Source organism: Thermoanaerobacter sp. RKWS2 (genome assembly GCF_026240795.1).
In the GTDB taxonomy this organism is placed as follows: Bacteria; Bacillota; Thermoanaerobacteria; order Thermoanaerobacterales; family Thermoanaerobacteraceae; genus Thermoanaerobacter; species Thermoanaerobacter ethanolicus.
Map to the genome: position 1 here is coordinate 195026 of NZ_CP110888.1, position 22504 is coordinate 217529.

Consider the following 22504-nt stretch of genomic DNA (forward strand, 5'->3'; position numbering starts at 1 on the left):
GGTTATATACAATGAAAATTTCAGAGCTTTTTCACAAGGAAATAATTGTTACAAATTTGGAGGCAGAAAATAGAGAGGAAGTATTTAGAGTTTTGTATAAAAAATTGCTCGATAATGGATATGTTAAAGAGAGTTTTTTAGAAGGAATTATTAAAAGAGAAAATACTTTTCCAACAGGATTACTTCTCAATAATTATAATGTAGCGATACCTCATACTGACGCAGAACATGTTTTAAAGCCGGCTATTGCAGTTGCTACTTTGTCAAAACCCGTTATATTCAAAAATATGGCTAATCCACAAGAAGACGTAAACGTAAATATAGTGTTTATGATAGCTTTAAATGAAAGTCATAGTCAAGTTGAAATGTTGCAACAGTTAGTAGAACTTATTCAAAATGAAAGTTTCTTAAATAGTATTCTAAATGCGAAGGGTGGTGATGAGGTAATTGAAACTATAAAAAATTATGTTGTGTTTGGCAAAATTGATTAATTTTTAAAGAAAGAAGGAGGACGAACATGGAGAAAGACAAGAATGGAAGAAAAATTGTTTTAGTGGCTTGTGGCACAGGAATTGCTACTTCAACTGTCGTAGCAGAGAGGGTAAAGAAATTAATAGAAGAAAATGGGCTAAATGCGGAGGTTATCCAATGTAAAATGGCGGAAGTTGCTTCAAAAGAGAATGAAGCTCATCTACTTGTTACAACATCCATATTACCAAAAACTTATTCGATCCCAGTAGTTAATGCAATGGGATATTTGACAGGAATGGGTTCTGAAAATATTGACAAAGAAGTTATAAAATATTTAAAAGAGTAAAGGGGGAAGTAAGGTGGATAATTTGCTTCATGTTGTTCAATATATTTTAAATTTAGGACCAAGTGTAATGTTACCATTAGCATTAACAATAATCGGATTAGCATTTGGGCAAGGATTTAGTAAAGCTTTTAGATCTGGAATTACCATAGGTGTTGGCTTTGTAGGTATAAATCTTGTGATTGGTCTTCTTGTAAATAATTTAGGACCAGCAGCTCAGGCAATGGTGGACAGATTCGGTTTACATTTACAGGTAATAGATGTAGGATGGCCAGCAGCTGCTGCGATAAGTTGGGCTTCTCCGGTAGCAGCTTTTATAATACCTCTGGCATTAATAGTAAATTTAATCATGTTAGTGACACGTACAACAAAGACGATGGATATAGATATTTGGAATTACTGGCATTTTGCTGCAACAGCAGCTTTTGTATATGTAGTAACAGGCGGAAATGTACTTCTTGCTCTTGTAGCAGCAATTCTTCGTGAAATAATAGTTTTAAAAATAGCTGATTGGACAGCACCAATGGTTCAAGGATTTTTTAAATTGGAAGGTATTTCTCTGCCTACAGGTTCTACTGTAGCTTATGCTGTGCTAGGTATACCACTTGGTAAGCTCGTGGGTAAAATACCTGGACTTAAAAATATAAAAGCAGATCCTGATACAATTCAAAAAAGATTTGGTATATTTGGCGAACCAATGATGATGGGTTTAATATTAGGGTTATTATTAGGAATTCTTGCAGGGTATGATTTTGCTAAAATTACACAAATAGGTATGTCAATGGCTGCTGTAATGCTTCTTATGCCAAGAATGGTCAGAATTTTAATGGAAGGCCTTATACCAATTTCCGAGTCTGTAAGGGAATTTCTACAGAAAAGGTTTAAAAATGCAGGTGAGCTGTATATAGGATTAGATGCTGCTGTGGTGGTAGGACATCCTTCAGTAATAGCAACAGCTTTAATCTTGATTCCTATAACAATTTTCTTAGCAGTAATTTTGCCAGGAAATAAAGTATTACCTTTTGGGGATCTCGCTACGATAGTGTTTTATATAGCATTTATAGTTGGTTCTACAAATGGAAATATAGTTCATTCTGTTATTACAGGTATAGTATTAATGGCTTCAGCTTTATATATGGCCACTAATTTGGCACCCCTCCATACAATGATGGCACAACAAGCACACTTTGCTATACCAAAAGGTACATCCTTAATATCGAGTTTAGACGAGGTGGTAATTTGTTAAATTGGCTTATTATCAAGATATTCCAAGTGTCATGGGGATGGGTAATATTAGCTACAGCAATTGTTGCAGGTTTAATATACTATTTTATTACTAGAAATAAAAAAGCAATAGAACAATAATATAAGTTTCAAATTTATTGAAGAAAATATGTTATTATAACATTTTAAATAGCAGTCTAATATTAAAGATACATTCTTGTCAGTAATTAATATCTAAACCATGTTTTTGATGAAGGCTTCAATGAAATTAAAATGTACTTTGAAAAAGGTACCTCCTGATAGAGTGCAGAGAGTAAATTGCAGAATTTATTTCGGCTTAAACCTAAATTACAGGAGGTACCTATACATTTAATTTAAAGAATTAGAATTATCGGATAAAAGTATTGGCCATAAGGATTAATAGAGGGGAGAGATATAGGTATTATGAAAGCAGCAGTATTATATAAAGTAAATGATATTAGATATGCTGATTTTCCTGACCCAATTTGTGGTGAAAATGATGTAATTGTTAAGGTAAAGGCTGCTGGAATTTGTGGTTCGGATCCACCGAGAATATTAAAAAATTGGAGATATAGTTTACCGGCAATACCAGGTCATGAATTTTCAGGTATAATAGCGGAAAAAGGAAAGAATGTAAATAATGTTGGCTTAGGAGATCCAGTTGTGGCTATACCTTTTATACCTTGTTATAAATGTGAAAACTGTTTAAAAGGAAATTATTCTTTGTGTGATAATTACGATATGCTGGGTTCTAAGTCTTATGGTGGATTTGCAGAATATGTTAAAGTACCTTCAACTAATGTGTTAAAAATTGATAGCATAGATTTTGAGAGTGCTGCAATGATAGAACCACTGGCAGTGGCATTACATGGTGTTTTAGGTATCAGACCCATAATAGGTGATACAGTAGCTATAATAGGAGCTGGAACTCTTGGACAGCTTGTAATCCAATGGCTTAAAGTTGGAGGAATTAACGATATTATTGCAGTCGATATTTCGGAAAAGAAACTAAAAGAGGCAGAGAAATTAGGAGCTACTATATGTATTAATGCAAAAGAAAAGGACCCTATTGAGGAAATAATGAAAATAACTGATAACCAAGGTGTAGATATCGCTTTTGAATGTGCCGGTTCGCCGATAACTCAAGAACAATGTTTGTTAATCACGAAGAAAAAAGGTAAAGTAGCGTACCTTGGTATTGCATATTCAGATATTCATTTCTCAGAAAAATCTTTTGAGAATATTTTTAGAAAAGAACTTACAGTAAAGGGGTTTTGGAATTCCTATTCAGCACCTTTTCCGGGACAAGAATGGTATAAAAGTATTCAATATGTAAGAAATAAAAGTATTAAATTGAATGAAATGATTTCGCATAGATTCAAATTAAGTGAAATTAGAGAGGTGTTCGATATGATTGCTCAGAAAAAAGAAGAATATAACAAGATAATAATTATTCCATAAAAATCTGTTTTTCAAGAGAAATGAAGCTTAAATTTTTGAGGAAAGGTGATCTAAATGAAAGCACTTTTAAAAAGGAAAATGGATATGGAAATATGGAGCTAGTAGATATTGATGAACCTATTATAAACAGTGATCAAGTTAAAATAAAAGTTGCTTATTCTGGTATTTGCGGTTCTGACATTCATTCATATAAGGGTGAATATAAGAATATAAGACCACCTATTGTTTTGGGCCATGAATTTTCTGGAGTAGTTGTTGAAGTAGGGAGTAATGTAGAAGGAATTAAAGTTGGTGATAGAGTAACAAGTGAGACGACATTTTATGTTTGTGGAGTATGTGATTATTGCAAAAGTGGGGATTATAATTTGTGCCCTTATAGAAAGGGGATAGGTACCCAAGTAAATGGAAGTTTTGCTGAATATGTTGCTGTTAGAAAAGAAAGTGTACATGTTCTTCCACATAGTATAGATTTACTTTCAGCTTCTCTTACAGAGCCACTTGCTTGTGCTGCACATGCTACATTAGAAAAAACTAATATTGAATTGGGCGATATTGTTCTAATATTTGGACCAGGACCTATTGGCCTATTGACTGCTCAAATAGTCAAAGCAAGAGGTGCATATGTAATTCTTGCTGGACTTACTAAAGACAAGGATAGATTTAAAGTAGCCCTTGAATTGGGTATTGATAAAACTGTTGATATACAGCAGGAAAATTTAGAAGATATAGTTAAAGAATTAACAAATGGTTATGGGGTAGACAAGGTGTTTGAATGTTCTGGTTCAATAAGAGCTGTAAATTCTGGACTCTCGCTATTAAGAAAAAAGGTACGATAATACAAGTTGGGTTATTTGCAAAGTCGTTTAATGAGCTTGACCTTGAAAAGATAATACAAAAAGAAATCTGTTATATTGGTTCTAGGAGTCAAAAACCAAGTTCATGGAAATTAGCTTTATACTTATTAGAAACTGGTAAAGTAAATACTAAGGCAATTATTAGTGATATTTATAGTTTAGATGACTGGGCTAAAGGGTTTGAAAAAGTAATGAATGGCGAAGGTCTCAAAATTGTTTTGAAACCTTAACTGTTTAGGAGGAATGGTAAATGAATACTGTATTATTAAAACAAAAAGCGAAAGAAATCAGAAAAGACATAATAACTATGATAGCAGAAGCAGAGTCCGGCCATCCAGGAGGATCTTTATCCTGTACTGATATTCTTACTATTTTGTATTTTGATAAAATGAACATAGATCCTGAAAATCCAAAATGGGAAGAAAGAGATAGGCTAGTATTATCGAAAGGCCATGCAGCCCCAGCATTGTATGCGGTACTAAGCGAAAGAGGATATTTTCCAAAAGAAGAATTAAAAACGTTAAGACAACTTCATTCGATATTGCAGGGACATCCAGACATGAAATCCACACCAGGAGTTGATATGACGACAGGTTCTCTTGGTCAAGGTTTGTCAGCGGCAAATGGTATGGCGCTTGCAGGTAAACTTGATCACAAGAACTATAGAGTATATGTAATACTAGGTGATGGAGAAATACAAGAAGGACAGATATGGGAAGCTGCAATGACTGCCGCTCACTATAAATTAGACAACTTAACCGCAATATTAGATTACAATGGGTTACAAATTGATGGCAAGAACGAAGATGTAATGAATATAGCACCAGTAAAAGAAAAATTTAAAGCATTTGGATGGAATGTAATTGAAGTAGATGGCCATAACTTTGAAGAACTTGATAGAGCAATAGAAGAAGCAAAAGCCACAAAGGGGAAACCTACAATAATAATAGCAAAAACTATAAAAGGAAAAGGAGTATCATTTATGGAGAACAGGGTTGAATGGCATGGAGTTGCACCTAAAAAAGAAGAAGCAGAAAAAGCACTAGCTGAATTGGAGAGGAGTGAAGCATAATGAACAAAGCAACGAGAGAAGCGTATGGTGAAGCACTAGTAGAACTAAGCAAAAGAAATAACAATGTAGTTGTACTTGACGCAGATTTATCAAAATCAACAAAAACAGCAGAATTTCAGAAGGTATGTCCCGAAAGGTTCTTTAATATAGGAATAGCAGAAGCAGATATGATAGCAACAGCAGCAGGACTTGCTACATGCGGCAAAATACCATTTGTAAGTACATTTGCAATATTTGCGGCAGGAAGGGCATATGAACAAATTAGAAACTCAGTAGCGTACCCAAAACTAAATGTAAAAATTGCAGCTACACACGGGGATAACAGTAGGAGAGGATGGCGCAACACATCAATCAATAGAAGACATTTCTCTGATGAGGTCAATACCCAATATGGTTGTAATAAATCCATCTGACGATGTGGAAACCAAATACGCAATATTACAAGCAGCTGAGTACGAAGGTCCGGTTTATATCAGATTAGGGAGGATGACTGTACCCACAATACACGATGAACATTACAAATTTCAGATTGGAAAAGGCGAAATATTAAAAAGCGGGAATGATGTAACAATAATAGCTACAGGGATAATGGTTGCTATGGCATTAGAAGCAGCGGAAGAATTAAAAAAATATGGAATAGATGCAGAAGTAATCAACATTCATACAATAAAGCCAATAGACAAGGAATTAATAATTAGCTCTGCAAAAAAGACCGGCAAAATTGTGACAGCAGAAGAACACAGCATAATAGGCGGATTAGGGTCGGCAGTATGTGAAGTCTTATCGCAAGAATATCCTACAAAAGTAAAGATGATAGGAATAAATGACAGATTTGGGCAATCAGGAAAACCAAAAGATTTATTAAAAGAATATGGACTAACAACCCAAAACATCATAGAGACCGTAAAATCCTTCAAATAAAATATTAAGAATAGATGGGAGGAGAGAGACATGAAATTTTTTATTGATACTGCAAATGTTAATGAAATTAGGGAAGCAAATGAATTAGGAGTAATAGCAGGGGTTACAACAAATCCATCATTAATAGCAAAGGAAGGAAGAGATTTCATTGAAATTGTTAAAGAAATAACAACAATAGTAGATGGTCCGATTAGTGTTGAAGTAATAAGCACAGAGCATGAAGGAATGATAAAAGAGGCAAAGGAACTTGCGAACATTCATAAAAACATAGTAATCAAGATACCAATGACTGTAGAAGGCCTAAAAGCTGTTAAAGTATTATCAAAAGAAGGCATAAAAACAAATGTGACACTGATATTTTCAGCAACACAGGCATTACTTGCAGCTCGTGCAGGTGCAACATATGTAAGCCCTTTTGTAGGAAGACTGGATGATATAAGCACAGATGGAATGTCACTAATATCCCAGATTGTACAAATATTTAAGAACTATGGAATAAAAACAGAAATAATAGTAGCAAGCGTAAGGAACCCGGTGCACGTACTAGAAGCAGCAAAACTTGGAGCGGACATAGCGACTGTACCATATAAAGTAATAATGCAAATGGTAAAACATCCGTTAACAGATATAGGGATAGAAAAATTTATGAAAGACTGGGAAAGCGCAAAAATGAAAATATGAATAAGGGCACAAATTTGTGCAAAAAGGCTCATATTAGAAAATTTAAGCAAATTATAGACTGAAGGGATGATAATATGAGAATAGCATTAGGATGTGACCATGGAGGATTCGAGCTAAAGGAAGTAATAAAAAAGCATCTTGAAGAGAGGAACATAGAATATATGGACTATGGAACGTATTCTAAAGAATCAGTAGATTATCCTGAATATGCATTAAAAGTGGCGGAAAGCATTATAAATGGAGAAAGTGACTGCGGAATACTGTGCTGTGGAACAGGGATAGGCATATCCATAGCTGCAAACAAAGTTCCGGGTATAAGGGCTGCTGTAGTTGGAGATGTATTTTCGGCAAGATTATGTAAACAACATAATAATGCAAATATAATATGCCTTGGAGGAAGGGTAATAGGACCTGGTCTTGCGACAATGATTGTAGATGAATGGCTTGATGCCGAATTTCAAGGAGGAAGACATCAGAAAAGAATAGATAAGGTGATAAAAATAGAAAAGAAATATAGTAAAAAATAAAACCAGGAGGTACCAAAAATTGAAAATAGCTCCTTCAATATTATCAGCTAATTTTGCGAATTTATTAGAAGACATAAAAAGAGTAGAAAAAGGTGCTGACCTTTTACATATTGACGTAATGGATGGACATTTTGTTCCAAATATAACTATAGGACCAGCTGTTGTAAAATCTTTAAGAAAATTTTCATCTCTTCCTTTTGATGTGCATTTGATGATTGAAAACCCTGATTTGTACATAGAAGATTTTGTGAGTTCTGGTGCAGATAATATAACGGTCCATCAAGAAGCTTGTCTTCACCTCCACAGGACGATACAAAAAATAAAGGGGTATGGAATAAAGGCTGGTGTTTCTCTAAATCCTGCTACTCCTCTAGAGACTATAAGGTATGTTTTGCAAGACGTAGATGTTGTTTTGATAATGACAGTAGATCCAGGTTTTGGAGGACAAAAGTTTGTAGATATTATGCTTAAAAAAATTGAGGATTTACACTTATTGAGAGAAAATTTGGGATTAAAATTTGAAATTGAAGTGGACGGGGGTATTAATTTATCTAATGTAGCGGAGGTTGTAAAGGTAGGGGCTGACATTATAGTCGCTGGTTCTGCAATTTTTGAGTCACAAAATCCAATGGAAACCATAGAGATATTTAAAAAAGCAGGTAAAAGATGAAAGTTTTAATTATTCCGAATGGGGGGTTATAAAGTGGAATTATATTTAGATACTGCTGACATAGATGAGATAAAATCAGCTTTCAATATAGGAATAGTAAAAGGGGTAACAACAAATCCAACAATACTTTTGAAAACAAGAAAATCAAGAGAGAATTCGATAAGAGATATTTTAAAATATAGTAAGGGAATGGTATATGTACAAACAGTTTCTGAAAAATATGAAGATATTATGTCAGAGGTACAAAGTTTATTAGAATTCGATAATAAGAGGATAGGAATAAAAATACCTGTAACGCCAGATGGTATTAAAGCAATAAAAGAGCTTAGCGATAAATCAATAAAAACAATAGCTACTGCGGTATTTACTACAAGTCAGGCAGTTGTTTCAGCTCTTGCAGGAGCTGATTATATTGCTCCATATATAAATAGAATGGAACAGAATGAGATTGATGCAATTAATATAATAAAAGAAATAAGAAATATATACGAAATGAATAATATTGAAACAAAAATTTTAGCCGCAAGCTTTAGAAATATGGAACAAATAATGCGTGTAATAAAAGCGGGCGCACATGCCGTTACTATTTCATATGAACTTTTTGTGAAATGTTTAATAATTATTTGACAGAGAAAAGTATTAATAAGTTTAAGAAAGATTGGGACGAACTTAATGATAAGCTGAAGAATAGTTTTTAAGGGGATGGGCGTTATGGTTAAGTTTGCCGCGTCAATAATTTGTGCTAATCAGTTAGAACTTAAGCAAGAGTTACAAAAATTAGAAAATGCTCATATTGATATGCTTCACTGCGATATAATGGATGGGGTTTTTGTAAATAATCTAGGTATGGGGCCATATGTAATTGAGCAGATTAAAGAATACACAAAAATTCCCCTTGATTTACATTTCGCGACTGTTGATCCTGAAAAATTTATTAAATTATTTCTTTACATTAAGCCAGAATACATTTCATTTCATGCAGAAACTACAGAAGATTATTGTAAAATTATAAATTTAATTAAGGGTTCAGGAATTAAAGCATCAATTGCAATAAGTCCCGAAACTTCAGTCAATGTTATAAAAGATGTATTAAAGGATATAGATATGATTTTGATGATGACAGTTAATCCCGGGTTTGCAGGTCAAGTTTTTAGAAAAGATGTTCTTGGCAAAATCAGACAGGTTAAGGAGATATGTAAAAAAAATAATAATAATAATCCACTAATAGAAGTTGATGGCAACATTAATGAGAAAACAATTCCTGATGTTATAAATGCTGGTGCAGACGTCTTAGTCTTAGGTACTTCTTCGATTTTTAATAACAAGATTAATGATTATTCTCATTATGTTAAAAAAATAAAGGATAGTATCAATCAAATACTGCAAACCCAGGCAGCTGACAAATAGAAGCAGAATTTTATTAAAGGATCAAAAAAAGACAAACTTCCATTTAGTTTGGCTTAAATTCACATGTAGCAAGTATATATTGATTTCTAAGACATCGACTGAATTAAAGTATCCACCTGATTTTATTCTAATTTTTAGATGGGTCTGTTGCAGTAAAATTTTCAAATAGAATAAAAGAAATATTAGAAGATCCGCTACAATTTGTGCTATAATTATGAAAAAATTAGGAAGTGATAAATATGTATACTTATATGAAAGCAATACTTTATTGTCTTCACTGCAAAGAAGAGACAGAACAAACTATAACGTATGAAGATGGTATGATAAAGAGTATAACATGTGAGAAGTGCAGCACTGAAATAGAGATAAATAAAGTAAACCTTAAAAAGAACTATGCAGAGGATTTTATAGAAAGGATATTGACAAAACCACAAAGAATGACAAAAGAATTAGAAGAAGATATTGGCTCCTTCCTATTTTCGCTGCCTGTAAGAATAATTACAAAACCTTATAGGATCTTAGAAGAAGTAAAAGATGATATAAAAAAATCTAAGACAAAAGACCGTGATACCAAGTAAAATTTGTTTTTCCTCCCTTGTTTCCTGTATAATTATTATACATATTAAAAACAAGGGAGGTATTTTATTGACTAAAAATACATATACAATCGTCATTATTTACCTTTTAATGATGCTCATAGGAATAATAGAAAATGTCAAGGGACCCCTTATACTAAGCATTAAAACCTTTTATAGTGTCGACTATACAATGATGGGTTTGTTTTTATCTGTAGGAAGTTTAGGGTTTATTTTGTCAACTTTTTTTGGAGGCTTTTTAGCAGACAAAATAGGTAGAAAATTAGTTCTTTTAAGTGGTTTGCTGCTTATAATACTGGGTATAATTGGAATTTCAATGGCACCCAATTTTGTTTTATTCCTTCTTTTTGCTTTTATTATGAACATGGGGATGGGTTCTGTGGAAATAGGTATAAATGCCGTTGCTGCGGTGGTATTTATAATGAATCAGGCAATAATGATGAACTTGCTTCATTTTTTTTATGGAGTGGGAGCTATTATATCCCCTAATATGACTGTGAAGTTACTTCATTTTAACTTTTCATGGCAGCTGGTGTATTTGACTGTAGCGGCTTTAGCTTTTATACTTATGCTGGCTACTTTGGGTATTAAAATACAAGAGGGACAAAATATAATAAAAGAAAAAATAAATTATGGCGAAATATTAGGAAATAAAAGAATGTGGCTTTTTGCAATTATGTTAGGTTTTTATGTTGCTTCTGAACTTGGTGTAGGGAATTGGGCTGTTACATTTTTAAGGACATGGTACAAAATAGATAACACCATAAGCTCTCTATACCTCTCTATCTTTTTTGCTACTTTTACATTAGGGAGATTATTTGGCGGTTTTATTGTCGAAAAAGTTGGATATCTTAGAAGCCTTTCAACTTTTTCCCTTTGTGCTGCAGTATTTATTGCAATAGGTATGTTGTCAAAAAGCTTAGCCTTTTTAATTTCTATTTCAGGCTTTTTTTATTCAATAATTTTTCCAACCGCTATTGCCACAATTATGAAAAAATTTAAAAAACACGTCAGTGCTATAATTGGTATTACTGTAACCATAGCCTCAACCATAAATATGTTTGCAAATTTTTTAATTGGCAAACTAAACGACCTCTTTGGCGTTTTTGTAGGTTTTTCTGCAATATTGTTATTTATGATTGTAGTAGTTTTTATGTCTTCGATTTTATCTCAAACAATTAAAAAAGAAGTTAGTGAGTAATTACCTCTAAAAATTTTCATTTTTATGTGATATACTTTTAATAAGATTAATTAGTGTGATAATTACAAAAGTTTTAAAGATCTTAAAGGGGAGAGCTTTTTTGACAAACAAAGAGAGGGTTTTTAATTTAATAAAAGAGCTGTCAAAAGATATAAATATTAAAGAAAAGAAGGGATTGACTGCTCAAGAAATTGCAAAAAAGTTGAATTTGAGAAGGAATGTAGCAAGCCATTTATTAAATGAACTTTATAAAGAAGGCAAAATAATAAAAATAAACACAAGGCCTGTCTATTTTTTAGACAAAGAAGTTTATGAAAAGAAGGCAAAAGAATTCAAAGAAACGGCTAAAACCTTTGATTCAACTGTAAAGGTTTCAAACGATGACCCTTTTACAAAGCTTATAGGATATAACGGCAGTCTTAAAACACAAGTGAAATTATGCAAATCTGCTGCTTCTTATCCTCCCAATGGACTACCTATTTTGCTTATTGGAAATACAGGAGTAGGTAAAAGCTTCATTGCTCAACTTATTTACGAATATGCAAAATCGATCAATGCCATAGATGAAAATGCTCCATATGTGATATTTAATTGCGCTGAGTATGCTAACAACCCTGAACTACTTTCCGCAAACCTTTTTGGCTATGTAAAAGGAGCATTTACAGGTGCTGATAAAGACAAACCCGGCCTTTTAGAAGAAGCGGATGGAGGATATTTGTTTTTGGATGAAGTTCACAGATTGTCGCCAGAAGGGCAGGAAAAACTGTTTCTATTTTTGGACAAGGGAATATTTAGAAGACTTGGTGAGACGGGCAACTGGAGAACGGCGAAAGTGAGGTTTATTTTTGCTACAACAGAAGACCCTGAACAAACTCTGACAAAGACTTTTTAAGAAGAATCCCATTAGTTGTAAATATTCCTTCCCTTTATGACAGACCTTTACATGAAAGGTTACAACTTATCTATAACTTTTACAAAAATGAGGCCAAAAATCTGGGAATGGATATTTTAATAAGCAAGCAAGTATTGAATGTTCTCCTTAAGACCAAAATATCCGGCAACATTGGCCAGCTTATGAATGTTATAAAATACAGCTGTGCTCAAGCCTATAACCATGTCATAAGAGAGAAGACTAATATATTGCGAATCCATCTATATGACTTGCCGAGAGAAATGCAGGCTGATTTAGATATAATAAAAAGTAATTTTCACTTTAACGGCATGTTAATTTCTCACAGCAGAAAAGATGAAGATTTAACATGGGATAAAGAAGACGATAAAGAGGTTTATGATATAGTAAACAAGCTATTTGAACTATTTGAGAGATATAGCTGCAAAGAAATAAGTGAGGATACTTTTAAAAAAGACGCTTTAATTTATTTGAATGAATTTACAGATAAAATAATTTTTAAAAATGACAATACTTATATAGATTCGATAGTTTTCAATGCTATCAAAAGTGTAGTGGAAAATGTGTTAAATATAATACAAAATATGTATGGTATTAAATATTATGGTAATTCGGTTTTAGTATTGACGCATTTTATTAATTATTTATTAAGCGATGTAACTTACGAGAAGTATTCTGAGAATATAAAAGTGGTATTAGGAGTTTTGAAAAATGTTTTTCCCAAAGAGTTTATAATAGCTAATAAAATGGTAGAACTTATTGAAGTAAATCTCGATGTAAAATTTAACCAAATAGTTATAATTTATTTTACACTTTATATTAAAAGCTTAAATAAAAGTGACAATACAAATCTCATAAATTCTATAATAATAGCCCATGGTTATTCAACTGCCAGTAGCATAGCTAGTGTCGCCAATAGGCTTTTAGGACAGTTTGTTTTTGAAGCTTTTGATATGCCAATTGAGATGTCAACACAAGAAATTATGCTAAAAGTTCAAGATTATTTAAAGAATATAGATACCTCCAAAGGAATCATTATATTGGTTGATATGGGTTCTTTAGAGGAAATATACAAGTCTTTGACTGACATTGTCGAAGGAGACATAGCAATTATTAATAATATTACTACTCAATTGGCTTTAGACGTTGGGAATAGAATATTGCAAAATCAGCCACTAGAGCAAATTGTAACAGAGGCAATACAGAAAAACAGCAGCAGTTATAGATTCATTAAATCTCAAAAAAATAGAGAAAATGCTATTCTAACAACTTGTGTAACAGGAATCGGCACAGCAGTGAAAATAAAAGACCTTTTAAAAGAATGTTTTACAAATGAAAATATTGAGATTATTCCATATGATTACAGTAGGTTAAAAGGGAATGGAATAAAAGATGAGATATTCAAAAATTACAACGTTAAGTTGATTATTGGGACAGCAGACCCTGGAATAAAAGAGATACCCTATTTGTCTTTGGAAGATTTGATCGCTGGCAAAGGGGATGTGTTGTTAAGTAAAATATTAAAAGGTATTGTCGACGATGAAACTATACAGCAAATCAATCAAACGATAGTCCGGCTTTTCTCCTTGCAAAATGTATTACAGCACTTGACTATATTAAACCCTGATAAAATAATTGCCCAGGTTGAAAAAGCCATATCGGATCTAGAAAGGTTTATCGGAGTTAGATTTTCTAATGATTTAAAAATAAGTTTGTATATACACGTCAGTGTAATGATTGAAAGATTAGTTATGAAAGAACCCATAACATCTTACAGTAATTTGGAGGAATTTGAACAGTGTCATAGACAGTTCATAGATTTTGTTAAATCATCTTTTAGTGTCATAGAAGAAACTTATAAAGTGGATATACCGACGACGGAAATAGGGTTTATATATGACTTGATAGTTACAAAAATAAAAGATTTACCAGTATAAAATAACCTTGCAATAACTTTTAAAATAAACGAAATTATATTTGATTTCTAGGCATTCCTTCGATAGGAATGCTTTTTTGTATATCAATGCTGTTAAAATTAATTACACTCTTTGGCATGCTTTTTGCTAAAGAAATATAGTGAAAACAAATTCAAACTGAAAGGAGGGGAGTTATTGTCAGTTCCTAATATTTTATTAACACGTATAGATAATCGTTTAGTTCATGGGCAAGTAGGAGTTACTTGGGTAAAATCTTTAGGAGCAAATTTGATCGTTGTTGTAGATGATGAAGTAGCTAATGATCCTTTACAGCAGCAGCTGATGAAGATGACAGCAGAAATGGCAGGTGTAGGGATTCGGTTTTTTACCATAGAACACACTATAAATATAATTCATAAAGCTTCTCCATCTCAGAAAATTTTTATAGTATGTAAAACTCCGCAAGTTGTTAGAAAATTAGTAGATGGGGGAGTACCTATAAAAGAAGTGAATGTTGGTAACATGCATTTTTCACCAGGTAAAAAACAGCTAAGTAAAAAAGTATATGTAGATGACAATGATTTAGAAGATTTGCACTACATTATTTCGAAAGGGGTGGAAGTGTATATACAAGATACTCCTGACGATAAAAAAGAATATTTACAATGAGGAGGTTTGATTGAATGCATAGCATTACATTGACGCAAGCTTTGCTTTTAACTTTAATGGCGATAATAGTAGGTGTGGATTTTTGGCTTGAAGCATTTTTCCTTTTTAGACCGATAATTGTTGGAACTTTAACAGGATTGATACTTGGTGACGTACACACAGGCTTAATTGCTGGTGGGTTAACCGAATTGGCATTTGCAGGATTAACACCCGCTGGAGGAACGCAACCACCCAATCCAATTTTAGCAGGATTAATGACAACAGTTATTGCTTTTACAACAGGTGCAGATCCTAAGACAGCAATAGGATTAGCATTACCTTTTAGTTTTCTAATGCAGTATATTATTTTGTTCTATTACTCTAGCTTTTCGTTTTTCATGGCAAAAGCTGATAAGTATGCAGAAGAAGCAAACGTAAAAGGACTTGCCAAAATAAATATTTTAACTACTTCTATTGTTGCGCTAAGCTATGGAATAATCGTCTTTTTAAGTGTATATGTTGCACAGGATTTGATGAAAACAGTTGTGCAATCAATGCCAGCTTGGTTGGCTCATGGATTCCAAATAGCAGGCGGAATATTACCAGCGGTAGGATTTGGTATGTTGCTTAGAGTTATGATGAAAGCAGAATACACGCCATATTTTATAATAGGGTTTTTTGTAGCTTCTTTCCTACCTTTTTCAAATTTATTACCTGTTGCGGTAATAGGCGCAGCTTTAGCACTTTATGAGTATTTCCATACAAAAGATCAGCCTGTTTTAAATAATGTAGTAGCAACGAAGGGAGATGATTATAGTGACGGAATCTAATAAAAAAGTGTTGACAAAAAAAGATATAACAAAACTAGCAATTTTTTCTTCACTTTTACAAGCCAGTTTTAACTATGAAAGAATGCAGGCAGGAGGGTTCACTTTAGCACAATTACCATTTTTAAGAAAGATATATAAAGATGATAAAAAAGGCCTTTCAGAGGCTATGAAGGACAACTTAGAATTTATAAACACTCATCCTAATTTAGTAGGATTTTTAATGGGACTGTTGCTTTCTTTGGAAGAAAATCATGAAGATAGAGGAGTAATTAGAGGATTAAAAGTAGCCTTGTTTGGTCCTTTAGCGGGTATTGGCGATGCTATTTTTTGGTTTACTTTACTTCCGATAATGGTAGGCATTAGTGCTTCTTTTGCTATGCAAGGAAGCTTAATTGGACCAATTTTGTTTTTTGCAGTGTATCTAAGCATCTGGTTATTACGTATTCCTTTAACTCATCTTGGCTATACTTTAGGTGTAAACGCTATAGACCTCATTAAAGAGCAATCAAAAATATTTTCTAAAGCAGCTTCTATACTTGGTGTTACTGTTATTGGAGGATTAATAGCCACATATGTGCATATTGAAGTGTTAACTAAAATCCCAATTAATAAAGAACATGTGATATCACTGCAAACAGAATTTTTTGACAAAATTTTTCCTAATATTTTGCCTTTAGGATATACTCTACTAATGTTTTATCTCTTAAAAAAGAAAAAAGTAAGCCCAGTTATTTTAATATTAATAACATTCGTAATGGCAATATTCTTCTCATATTTAGGGGTTTTGTGATATGCACAGATCTGTAATTATTATTACAGGACATGGGAGTTATGCAACTGGGCTAAAAAGTTCGATCGAGCTTATAGCTGGAGTCAATAATGAATTATATGCAGTAGATTTTAGAGAAAATGATTCGGATTTAAGTTTAAAATACAAGATAAAGAAAATTCTTGAAAAGCATACTGATTTACCAATTTTAATAGTGTGCGATATTGTAGGAGGTACACCGTTTAAAGTAGCTGCCGAATTTGTAGTTTCGGGAGAGAAAAAAATAGAATTGGTGGCGGGCTGTAATTTAAATGCTCTATTAGAAGTTGTTTTGCAAAAGGATAAATTGCCAGTTGATGAGTTGGCTAAGCTTGCTGTGAAAACTACTAAAAATAGTGTATTAAATTTTACGCAGTATAATGAACATTATAAAGATGATGAAGAAACAGAAAAAATGAGAGAGGGTATTTAAGAGAGATTATTTAAGAGAGATTATTATTCTGCACTGGGGGCTTTAAATGCCTGGTGCAGAATAGTTTTTAAAACAGTTTAAATAAGGTTCAATATTTAAAATATATTAAGTGGTTTTATACTGAGTTTGAATAGGTGGTGAACAAAGTGTCATTAGTCAATACAAAAAAGATGCTTGAAGATGCAAAGGAAAACAAATATGCAGTAGGAGCCTTTAACATACACAACCTTGAAACATTAAAAGCGGTTGTAAAAGCTGCATATGAAATGAGGTCACCTTTAATTTTACAGACAACACCGGGTACAATAAAACATGCGGGAGAAGACTATATAGCTGCAATGGCAAAAGTCGCATCAGAAAAATATGACATACCAATAGCACTACATTTAGACCACGGCAATTCCTTTGACCTCGTTGTAAAATGCATAAGAGCAGGTTACACTTCAGTAATGATTGACGGCTCTGCCCTTCCCTACGAAAAAAATATCGAACTGACAAAAAAAGTTGTCGAAGTAGCTCATGCAGCAGGTGTGACTGTAGAAGCAGAGCTTGGGAGTATAGTAGGTGTAGAAGATGATATGTACGTGAAAGAAGATAAAAGTGCATTTACAGATCCCAAAATGGCAGCAGATTTTGTAGAGAAGACAGGAGTTGACTCATTAGCTATAGCAATTGGCACGGCCCATGGGATGTACAAAGGAGAAGTAAAACTTGACTTTGAAAGGTTAAAAGAAATAGCGAACTTAGTAGACATTCCATTGGTACTTCATGGTGCATCAGGAGTTCCTGATGAGTTGGTAAAAAAAGCTATAGCGCTGGGTATATGCAAATTAAACATTGCTACAGAATTAAAAATTCCTTTTGCAAATGCAATAAAAGAAGTATTTAAAAATAACCCAGATGAGAGCGATCCAAGAAAATTCCTTGCACCTGGAGAAAGAGCGATAGAAGAAGTCGTAAAAGAAAAAATAAAACTTTTTGGCTGTGGTGAAAGAGCATGATATTGACAGTCACTTTAAATCCCTCAGTTGACAGAAGTTACAGAGTAGACAATTTTCAAGTGGGCAAAATTTTCAGAGCCCAGGAAGAAAACAGTGTGGCAGGTGGCAAGGGAATCAATGTAACAAAGGTTATAAAAACATTAGGAGAAGAGGTAACAGCAACAGGATTTTTAGGCGGTAAATCGGGAGAATTCATAGAAGAAGAGCTTAACAAAATAGGTGTCAAATGTAGCTTTATCAAAATAGAAGGAGAGACTCGTACCTGTATAGCAATTTTAGATCCTGTATCAAAAACTCAGACGGAAATCTTGGAAAAGGGACCTTATGTGTCTCAGGAGCATGTAGAAAAATTTTTAGACAATTTTAATGAACTATCAAAGAGCTGCAATATCATAACAGCCTCTGGAAGTGCACCTTCTGGTGTTCCTGAAGATATCTATGTAGAACTAATAAATATCTCAAAGCAAAACGGTGCCAAACTAATTTTAGATACGAGCGGTGCATACTTATCAAAAGCCATTAGAGCAAAACCATTTATGATTAAACCTAACAAAGAAGAAGTAGAAAAACTGCTTAATAAAGAATTGGGGGATATTGAAGAAATCAAAAAAGCAGCTTTAGAGCTCAATCAATTAGGAATACCAATTGTGTCAATATCTTTAGGCAGTGAAGGTTCTATTGTTGCATGTGAGGAGGGAGTATTTAGACTTATACCACCTCAAATAAAAGTAGCAAGTCCTGTGGGCTCAGGGGACTCATATGTTGCAGGTATGGCAGTAGGCATAAAAAGAGGATTTGATATTGTTGATGCTGCGATATTAGCAACTGCATGTGGTGCGGTAAATGCCATGTATTACAAGACAGGATATGTGACGATTGAAGACGTAGAATATCTAAAAAATAATGTCAAAGTACAAAAACTTTAAAATAAAAACAGGGGGTATGGACATGTTATTAGGTTACAGCGAAGAACAATTAAAAGAAAGGAAAGGCTATGCTACAGCGAAAGAAATAAATCAGCAGCCGCGATTATGGAGAGAACTTTTTAATATTCTTTTAAATCAAAAAAGAGAAATTGCCGAATTTTTAAACCCAATATTACAATTAAAAGATTTAAAAATCATACTAACTGGTGCAGGAACATCTGCATATGTTGGCTATAGCAGTGAAGGCTATCTAAGGAGAATGCTTGGCTTAGACGTAGAAGCAATTGATACTACAGATATTGTTGCATCACCTCAAAACTTCTTCTTTAAAGACAAACCTACTCTTTTAATTTCCCATGGAAGGTCTGGCGACAGTCCAGAAAGTATGGCTACAATAGAGTTAGCAGAAAAAATTATAAAAGATGTTTACTTTCTAAACATCACCTGCAATAAAGATGGCAAAATGGCAAAAAGCACAATTGACAAGAAAAATTGTTTAAACATATTTATGCCTGAAGAAGCAAATGATGAAGGTTTTGCAATGACAAGTAGTTTCACATGTATGCTTTTAACAGATTTAATGCTGCCACACATAGAACAAATTGAGAGCAAAAAAGACCTCTTTGAAAAATTAGCAAAAGAAGCAGAGAGAATAATAGAAGAAGAGACGAGGATAATAGAAGAAATATCAAAAAATGACTATGACAGATTGATATACTTGGGCAGTGGCAACTTAAAAGGATGTGCTGCAGAAGCTGCATTAAAATCTTTAGAATTATCACGAGGAGAAGTCAATACTAATTTTAACACCCCTTTAGGATTTAGACATGGCCCTAAATCTGTGATAAATGATAAAACACTTTTAGGATTTTTTGTATCAAACAATCCTTATACACAAAAATACGATTTAGACCTCATAAAAGAGATAGCAAACGAAGCAGGACAAAGAAAATTAATGGCTTTTCTGCCGGAAGATTTACAAATAGATGGAATAGATTATATATTCAAATTGGGACAAGATTTTACCAATGTAGAAGAAGCTTTTTTAACGCCTTTGTACATTATTTATGCACAAATGCTAGCTTTTTATAAATCTTTGAATTTAGGAATAACACCTGACAATCCAAACCCTGAAGGAAGAGTAAATAGAGTTGTTAAAGGTGTAATAATTTATGAATATGTTTAATATAAAATTTTATTAAAGCCATGGAGCAACTTATCCATGGCTTTATAACTAAAAGGAATACTATCTCAAGGGAAGTAGAATGATTGACTCGATGACAGTAATTTGTTATAATTTAGACGTTAAAAATTTTTTGTTTTAGGCATTTTATCAGTGAAACCGATTATAAAGACCTCAATGGTTTTTTTCTCTATAGGAAGGTGATTTTTTATAATAAAAATAAAACTGACACCTACTCAAGTACTTGCTTTAGGATTTGCAGCTATTATATTAATTGGAACTTTATTACTAATGTTACCTGTGGCAACTAAAAGTGGAGAAGGGGCAGATTTTTTAACTGCGCTTTTTACGGCTACCTCAGCTACATGTGTTACTGGCCTTACCGTTGTTGACACGAAAACTTATTGGTCTACTTTTGGGCAGATAGTGATAATGCTGCTGATACAAGTTGGCGGTTTAGGTATTATGACCATGTCAACGCTTTTCGCATTGATCCTTGGTAGGAGAATTACCTTTAAAGAGAGATTGGTGATGCAAGAAGCTTTCAATACAAATAGTCTTGGAGGCATTGTGAAATTTGCCAAGTATATACTAATGGTTTCTTTTTTATTTGAAAGCATTGGCGCAATTATATTGACTTTGAGATTTTTACCGCAGATGGGATTAAAAAAAGCAGTGTATTACGGCTTGTTCCATTCTATTTCTGCATTTAATAATGCTGGCTTTGATCTTATGGGTAATTTTAGGAGTCTAACGGGTTATGTTTCTGACTGGGTGGTAAACCTGGTCATAATGGGTTTGATAATATTTGGCGGGTTAGGATTTTACGTTTTGCTTGATATATACGAACATAGACATTTTAACAAATTTACACTGCATTCAAAAATTGTTATAACTATGACATTGTTTTTAATTGCTATCGGCACACTGCTTATATTTTTATTTGAATACAATAATCCAAAAACATTAAAACCATTAGATTTTCCTACAAAGATACTTGCATCATTATTTCAAGCTGTGACACCCAGAACAGCTGGTTTTAATACGTTATCGCTTTCTGACATGACTATAGCGTCTAAATTTTTGACAATAATACTTATGTTTATTGGAGCTTCTCCAGCTGGAACAGGTGGAGGTATCAAGACAACTACTTTTGCGGTTATACTATATACTGTGTTATCAGTTATAAAAGGTGAAGAAGAGACAGTACTTTATAAGCGCACTATTAGCAGAAACATAGTCTATAAAGCTGTAGCTATATCTTTTATAAGCGTTTTTATTATTTTCTCCGTGACTATGGTTTTATCTATTACTGAAACATCCGACTTTTTGACTATATTGTACGAGACAATCTCAGCTTTTGGAACTGTAGGACTATCACTCGGGCTTACCCCTGAATTGACTACAGTTGGCAGAATTATTATAATATTTACAATGTATACTGGCAGAGTTGGTCCTTTAACATTGGCGTTGGCATTGGCAAAAAGGCAGAGAAGGCCTAAACCTATAATAAAATATGCTGAAGAAAAAATTATGGTAGGCTAAAACAGAGGTGAGAATGTGAAACAGTTTATTGTTATCGGATTAGGAAGCTTTGGCATAAGTTTGGCTAAGACTTTATATGAAATGGGCAATGACGTACTGGTTATAGATGAAGATGAAGAATTGGTGCAATCTATGAATGGCTTGGTAACACATGCAGTGCGTGCTGATGCTACTGATGAAAATGTACTTAAGTCTCTAGGTGTGAAAAATTTTGATGTGGCCATAGTCGCTATAGGAAAGAATATGGAATCAAGTATTATGGTAACAATGCTTGTGAAAGAATTGGGGGTAAAATACGTAATAGCAAAAGCTCACAATGAATTACACGCGAGGGTTCTTTACAAGGTTGGAGCAGACAGGGTTGTTATGCCCGAAAAAGATATGGGTATAAGGGTCGCCAGAAATGTTTTTTCAAGCAATTTATTAGATCTTATTGAGTTTTCTAAGGAATACAGCATAGCAGAAATTCTTCCAATTGAAGAGTGGTTTCATAAAACATTAAGGGATATAAACATGAGAGAAAAATATGGATTAAATGTCATAGCGGCAAAAAAGTTGAATGATGAGATTATACTATCACCAGGACCGGACTATGTGGTTGATGAAGGTGATGTATTGGCTGTTTGCGGCAAAAATACAGACATTAAGAAATTCGAGATAAAAATGTAGATTCTAAGAAAGTGAGATGAATAAAGCCATTGGAGATTTATATAACACTCCATGGCTTTATTTTTTACAATAGCTCAATAAATTACCAATTATTTTTTTAAAATTTTTTGGTCAAAAAAGAAGGATTTTTTGAATCAGTGTAGAATATATATAATATAAGTTTGTTGAGTCAATAAACTATTGGAG

General features: G+C 33.2%; 20 protein-coding genes and 4 pseudogenes. All 24 read left to right on the forward strand.

What is annotated here, in order from left to right; translation table 11 throughout:
• Positions 1 to 11 precede the first annotated feature (11 nt).
• The 24 genes and pseudogenes from OEI98_RS01000 (at position 12) to OEI98_RS01120 (ending at position 22318) form a co-directional block, all read left to right on the forward strand.
• Positions 12 to 491: a PTS sugar transporter subunit IIA gene (locus OEI98_RS01000; protein ID WP_006569933.1), complete on the forward strand. Its 480-nt coding sequence runs from the start codon at positions 12 to 14 to the stop codon at positions 489 to 491.
• 26 nt (positions 492 to 517) lie between these two features.
• Complete coding sequence (locus OEI98_RS01005; RefSeq protein WP_006569934.1) at positions 518 to 817, forward strand: PTS sugar transporter subunit IIB; 300 nt, start codon at positions 518 to 520, stop codon at positions 815 to 817.
• 13 nt (positions 818 to 830) lie between these two features.
• Positions 831 to 2179, forward strand: a pseudogene (locus tag OEI98_RS01010) (PTS galactitol transporter subunit IIC).
• A 303-nt stretch (positions 2180 to 2482) separates the two neighbouring features.
• A complete protein-coding gene (locus OEI98_RS01020; RefSeq protein ID WP_266038985.1) occupies positions 2483 to 3520 on the forward strand; it encodes a galactitol-1-phosphate 5-dehydrogenase in 1038 nt (345 codons plus the stop codon).
• A gap of 20 nt (positions 3521 to 3540) precedes the next feature.
• A pseudogene (locus OEI98_RS01025) lies at positions 3541 to 4604 on the forward strand (zinc-binding dehydrogenase).
• A 20-nt stretch (positions 4605 to 4624) separates the two neighbouring features.
• Positions 4625 to 5446: a transketolase gene (locus tag OEI98_RS01030; RefSeq protein WP_266038989.1), complete on the forward strand. Its 822-nt coding sequence runs from the start codon at positions 4625 to 4627 to the stop codon at positions 5444 to 5446.
• Positions 5446 to 6367, forward strand: a pseudogene (locus OEI98_RS01035) (transketolase family protein). Before OEI98_RS01030 ends, OEI98_RS01035 begins: the two are co-directional and overlap by 1 nt.
• 30 nt (positions 6368 to 6397) lie before the next feature.
• Positions 6398 to 7048 (forward strand): fructose-6-phosphate aldolase, encoded by a 651-nt coding sequence (gene fsa, locus OEI98_RS01040; protein WP_266038991.1) that lies wholly within the window; start codon positions 6398 to 6400, stop codon positions 7046 to 7048.
• 74 nt (positions 7049 to 7122) lie between these two features.
• On the forward strand, positions 7123 to 7575 hold the full coding sequence (gene rpiB / locus OEI98_RS01045) for a ribose 5-phosphate isomerase B (RefSeq protein ID WP_266038994.1): 453 nt from the start codon (positions 7123 to 7125) through the stop codon (positions 7573 to 7575).
• 19 nt (positions 7576 to 7594) lie between these two features.
• On the forward strand, positions 7595 to 8245 hold the full coding sequence (gene rpe / locus OEI98_RS01050; protein ID WP_266038996.1) for a ribulose-phosphate 3-epimerase: 651 nt from the start codon (positions 7595 to 7597) through the stop codon (positions 8243 to 8245).
• A 33-nt stretch (positions 8246 to 8278) separates the two neighbouring features.
• On the forward strand, positions 8279 to 8872 hold the full coding sequence (locus tag OEI98_RS01055; protein ID WP_266038998.1) for a transaldolase family protein: 594 nt from the start codon (positions 8279 to 8281) through the stop codon (positions 8870 to 8872).
• Between the two features lie 84 nt (positions 8873 to 8956).
• Positions 8957 to 9652: a ribulose-phosphate 3-epimerase gene (gene rpe, locus OEI98_RS01060; RefSeq protein WP_266039000.1), complete on the forward strand. Its 696-nt coding sequence runs from the start codon at positions 8957 to 8959 to the stop codon at positions 9650 to 9652.
• Between the two features lie 239 nt (positions 9653 to 9891).
• Positions 9892 to 10230 (forward strand): bh protein, encoded by a 339-nt coding sequence (locus OEI98_RS01065; RefSeq protein ID WP_266039002.1) that lies wholly within the window; start codon positions 9892 to 9894, stop codon positions 10228 to 10230.
• Between the two features lie 67 nt (positions 10231 to 10297).
• Positions 10298 to 11449: an MFS transporter gene (locus OEI98_RS01070; protein WP_266039004.1), complete on the forward strand. Its 1152-nt coding sequence runs from the start codon at positions 10298 to 10300 to the stop codon at positions 11447 to 11449.
• Positions 11450 to 11549: 100 nt separating this feature from the next.
• Positions 11550 to 14296: pseudogene (locus tag OEI98_RS01075) on the forward strand (sigma 54-interacting transcriptional regulator).
• Positions 14297 to 14470: 174 nt separating this feature from the next.
• On the forward strand, positions 14471 to 14944 hold the full coding sequence (gene agaB / locus OEI98_RS01080) for a PTS galactosamine transporter subunit IIB (RefSeq protein ID WP_266039006.1): 474 nt from the start codon (positions 14471 to 14473) through the stop codon (positions 14942 to 14944).
• Positions 14945 to 14958: 14 nt separating this feature from the next.
• Positions 14959 to 15753: a PTS galactosamine transporter subunit IIC gene (agaC, locus tag OEI98_RS01085; protein WP_266039007.1), complete on the forward strand. Its 795-nt coding sequence runs from the start codon at positions 14959 to 14961 to the stop codon at positions 15751 to 15753.
• A complete protein-coding gene (gene agaD / locus OEI98_RS01090) occupies positions 15731 to 16543 on the forward strand; it encodes a PTS galactosamine transporter subunit IID (RefSeq protein ID WP_416237342.1) in 813 nt (270 codons plus the stop codon). Before agaC ends, agaD begins: the two co-directional genes overlap by 23 nt.
• 1 nt (position 16544) lies before the next feature.
• Entirely contained in the window at positions 16545 to 16994 is a 450-nt protein-coding gene (locus tag OEI98_RS01095; protein WP_266039011.1) for a PTS sugar transporter subunit IIA, read from the forward strand.
• Positions 16995 to 17140: 146 nt separating this feature from the next.
• Positions 17141 to 17995 (forward strand): class II fructose-1,6-bisphosphate aldolase, encoded by an 855-nt coding sequence (gene fba, locus OEI98_RS01100; protein ID WP_266039013.1) that lies wholly within the window; start codon positions 17141 to 17143, stop codon positions 17993 to 17995.
• Entirely contained in the window at positions 17992 to 18921 is a 930-nt protein-coding gene (gene pfkB / locus OEI98_RS01105; RefSeq protein ID WP_266039015.1) for a 1-phosphofructokinase, read from the forward strand. Before fba ends, pfkB begins: the two co-directional genes overlap by 4 nt.
• Before the next feature lie 22 nt (positions 18922 to 18943).
• Positions 18944 to 20107, forward strand: coding sequence for an SIS domain-containing protein (locus tag OEI98_RS01110; protein WP_266039017.1), 1164 nt, complete (start codon positions 18944 to 18946; stop codon positions 20105 to 20107).
• A gap of 207 nt (positions 20108 to 20314) precedes the next feature.
• Positions 20315 to 21649: a TrkH family potassium uptake protein gene (locus tag OEI98_RS01115; protein ID WP_266040522.1), complete on the forward strand. Its 1335-nt coding sequence runs from the start codon at positions 20315 to 20317 to the stop codon at positions 21647 to 21649.
• A gap of 15 nt (positions 21650 to 21664) precedes the next feature.
• Positions 21665 to 22318 (forward strand): potassium channel family protein, encoded by a 654-nt coding sequence (locus OEI98_RS01120; protein WP_003869011.1) that lies wholly within the window; start codon positions 21665 to 21667, stop codon positions 22316 to 22318.
• The last annotated feature ends 186 nt before the right edge of the window (positions 22319 to 22504 follow it).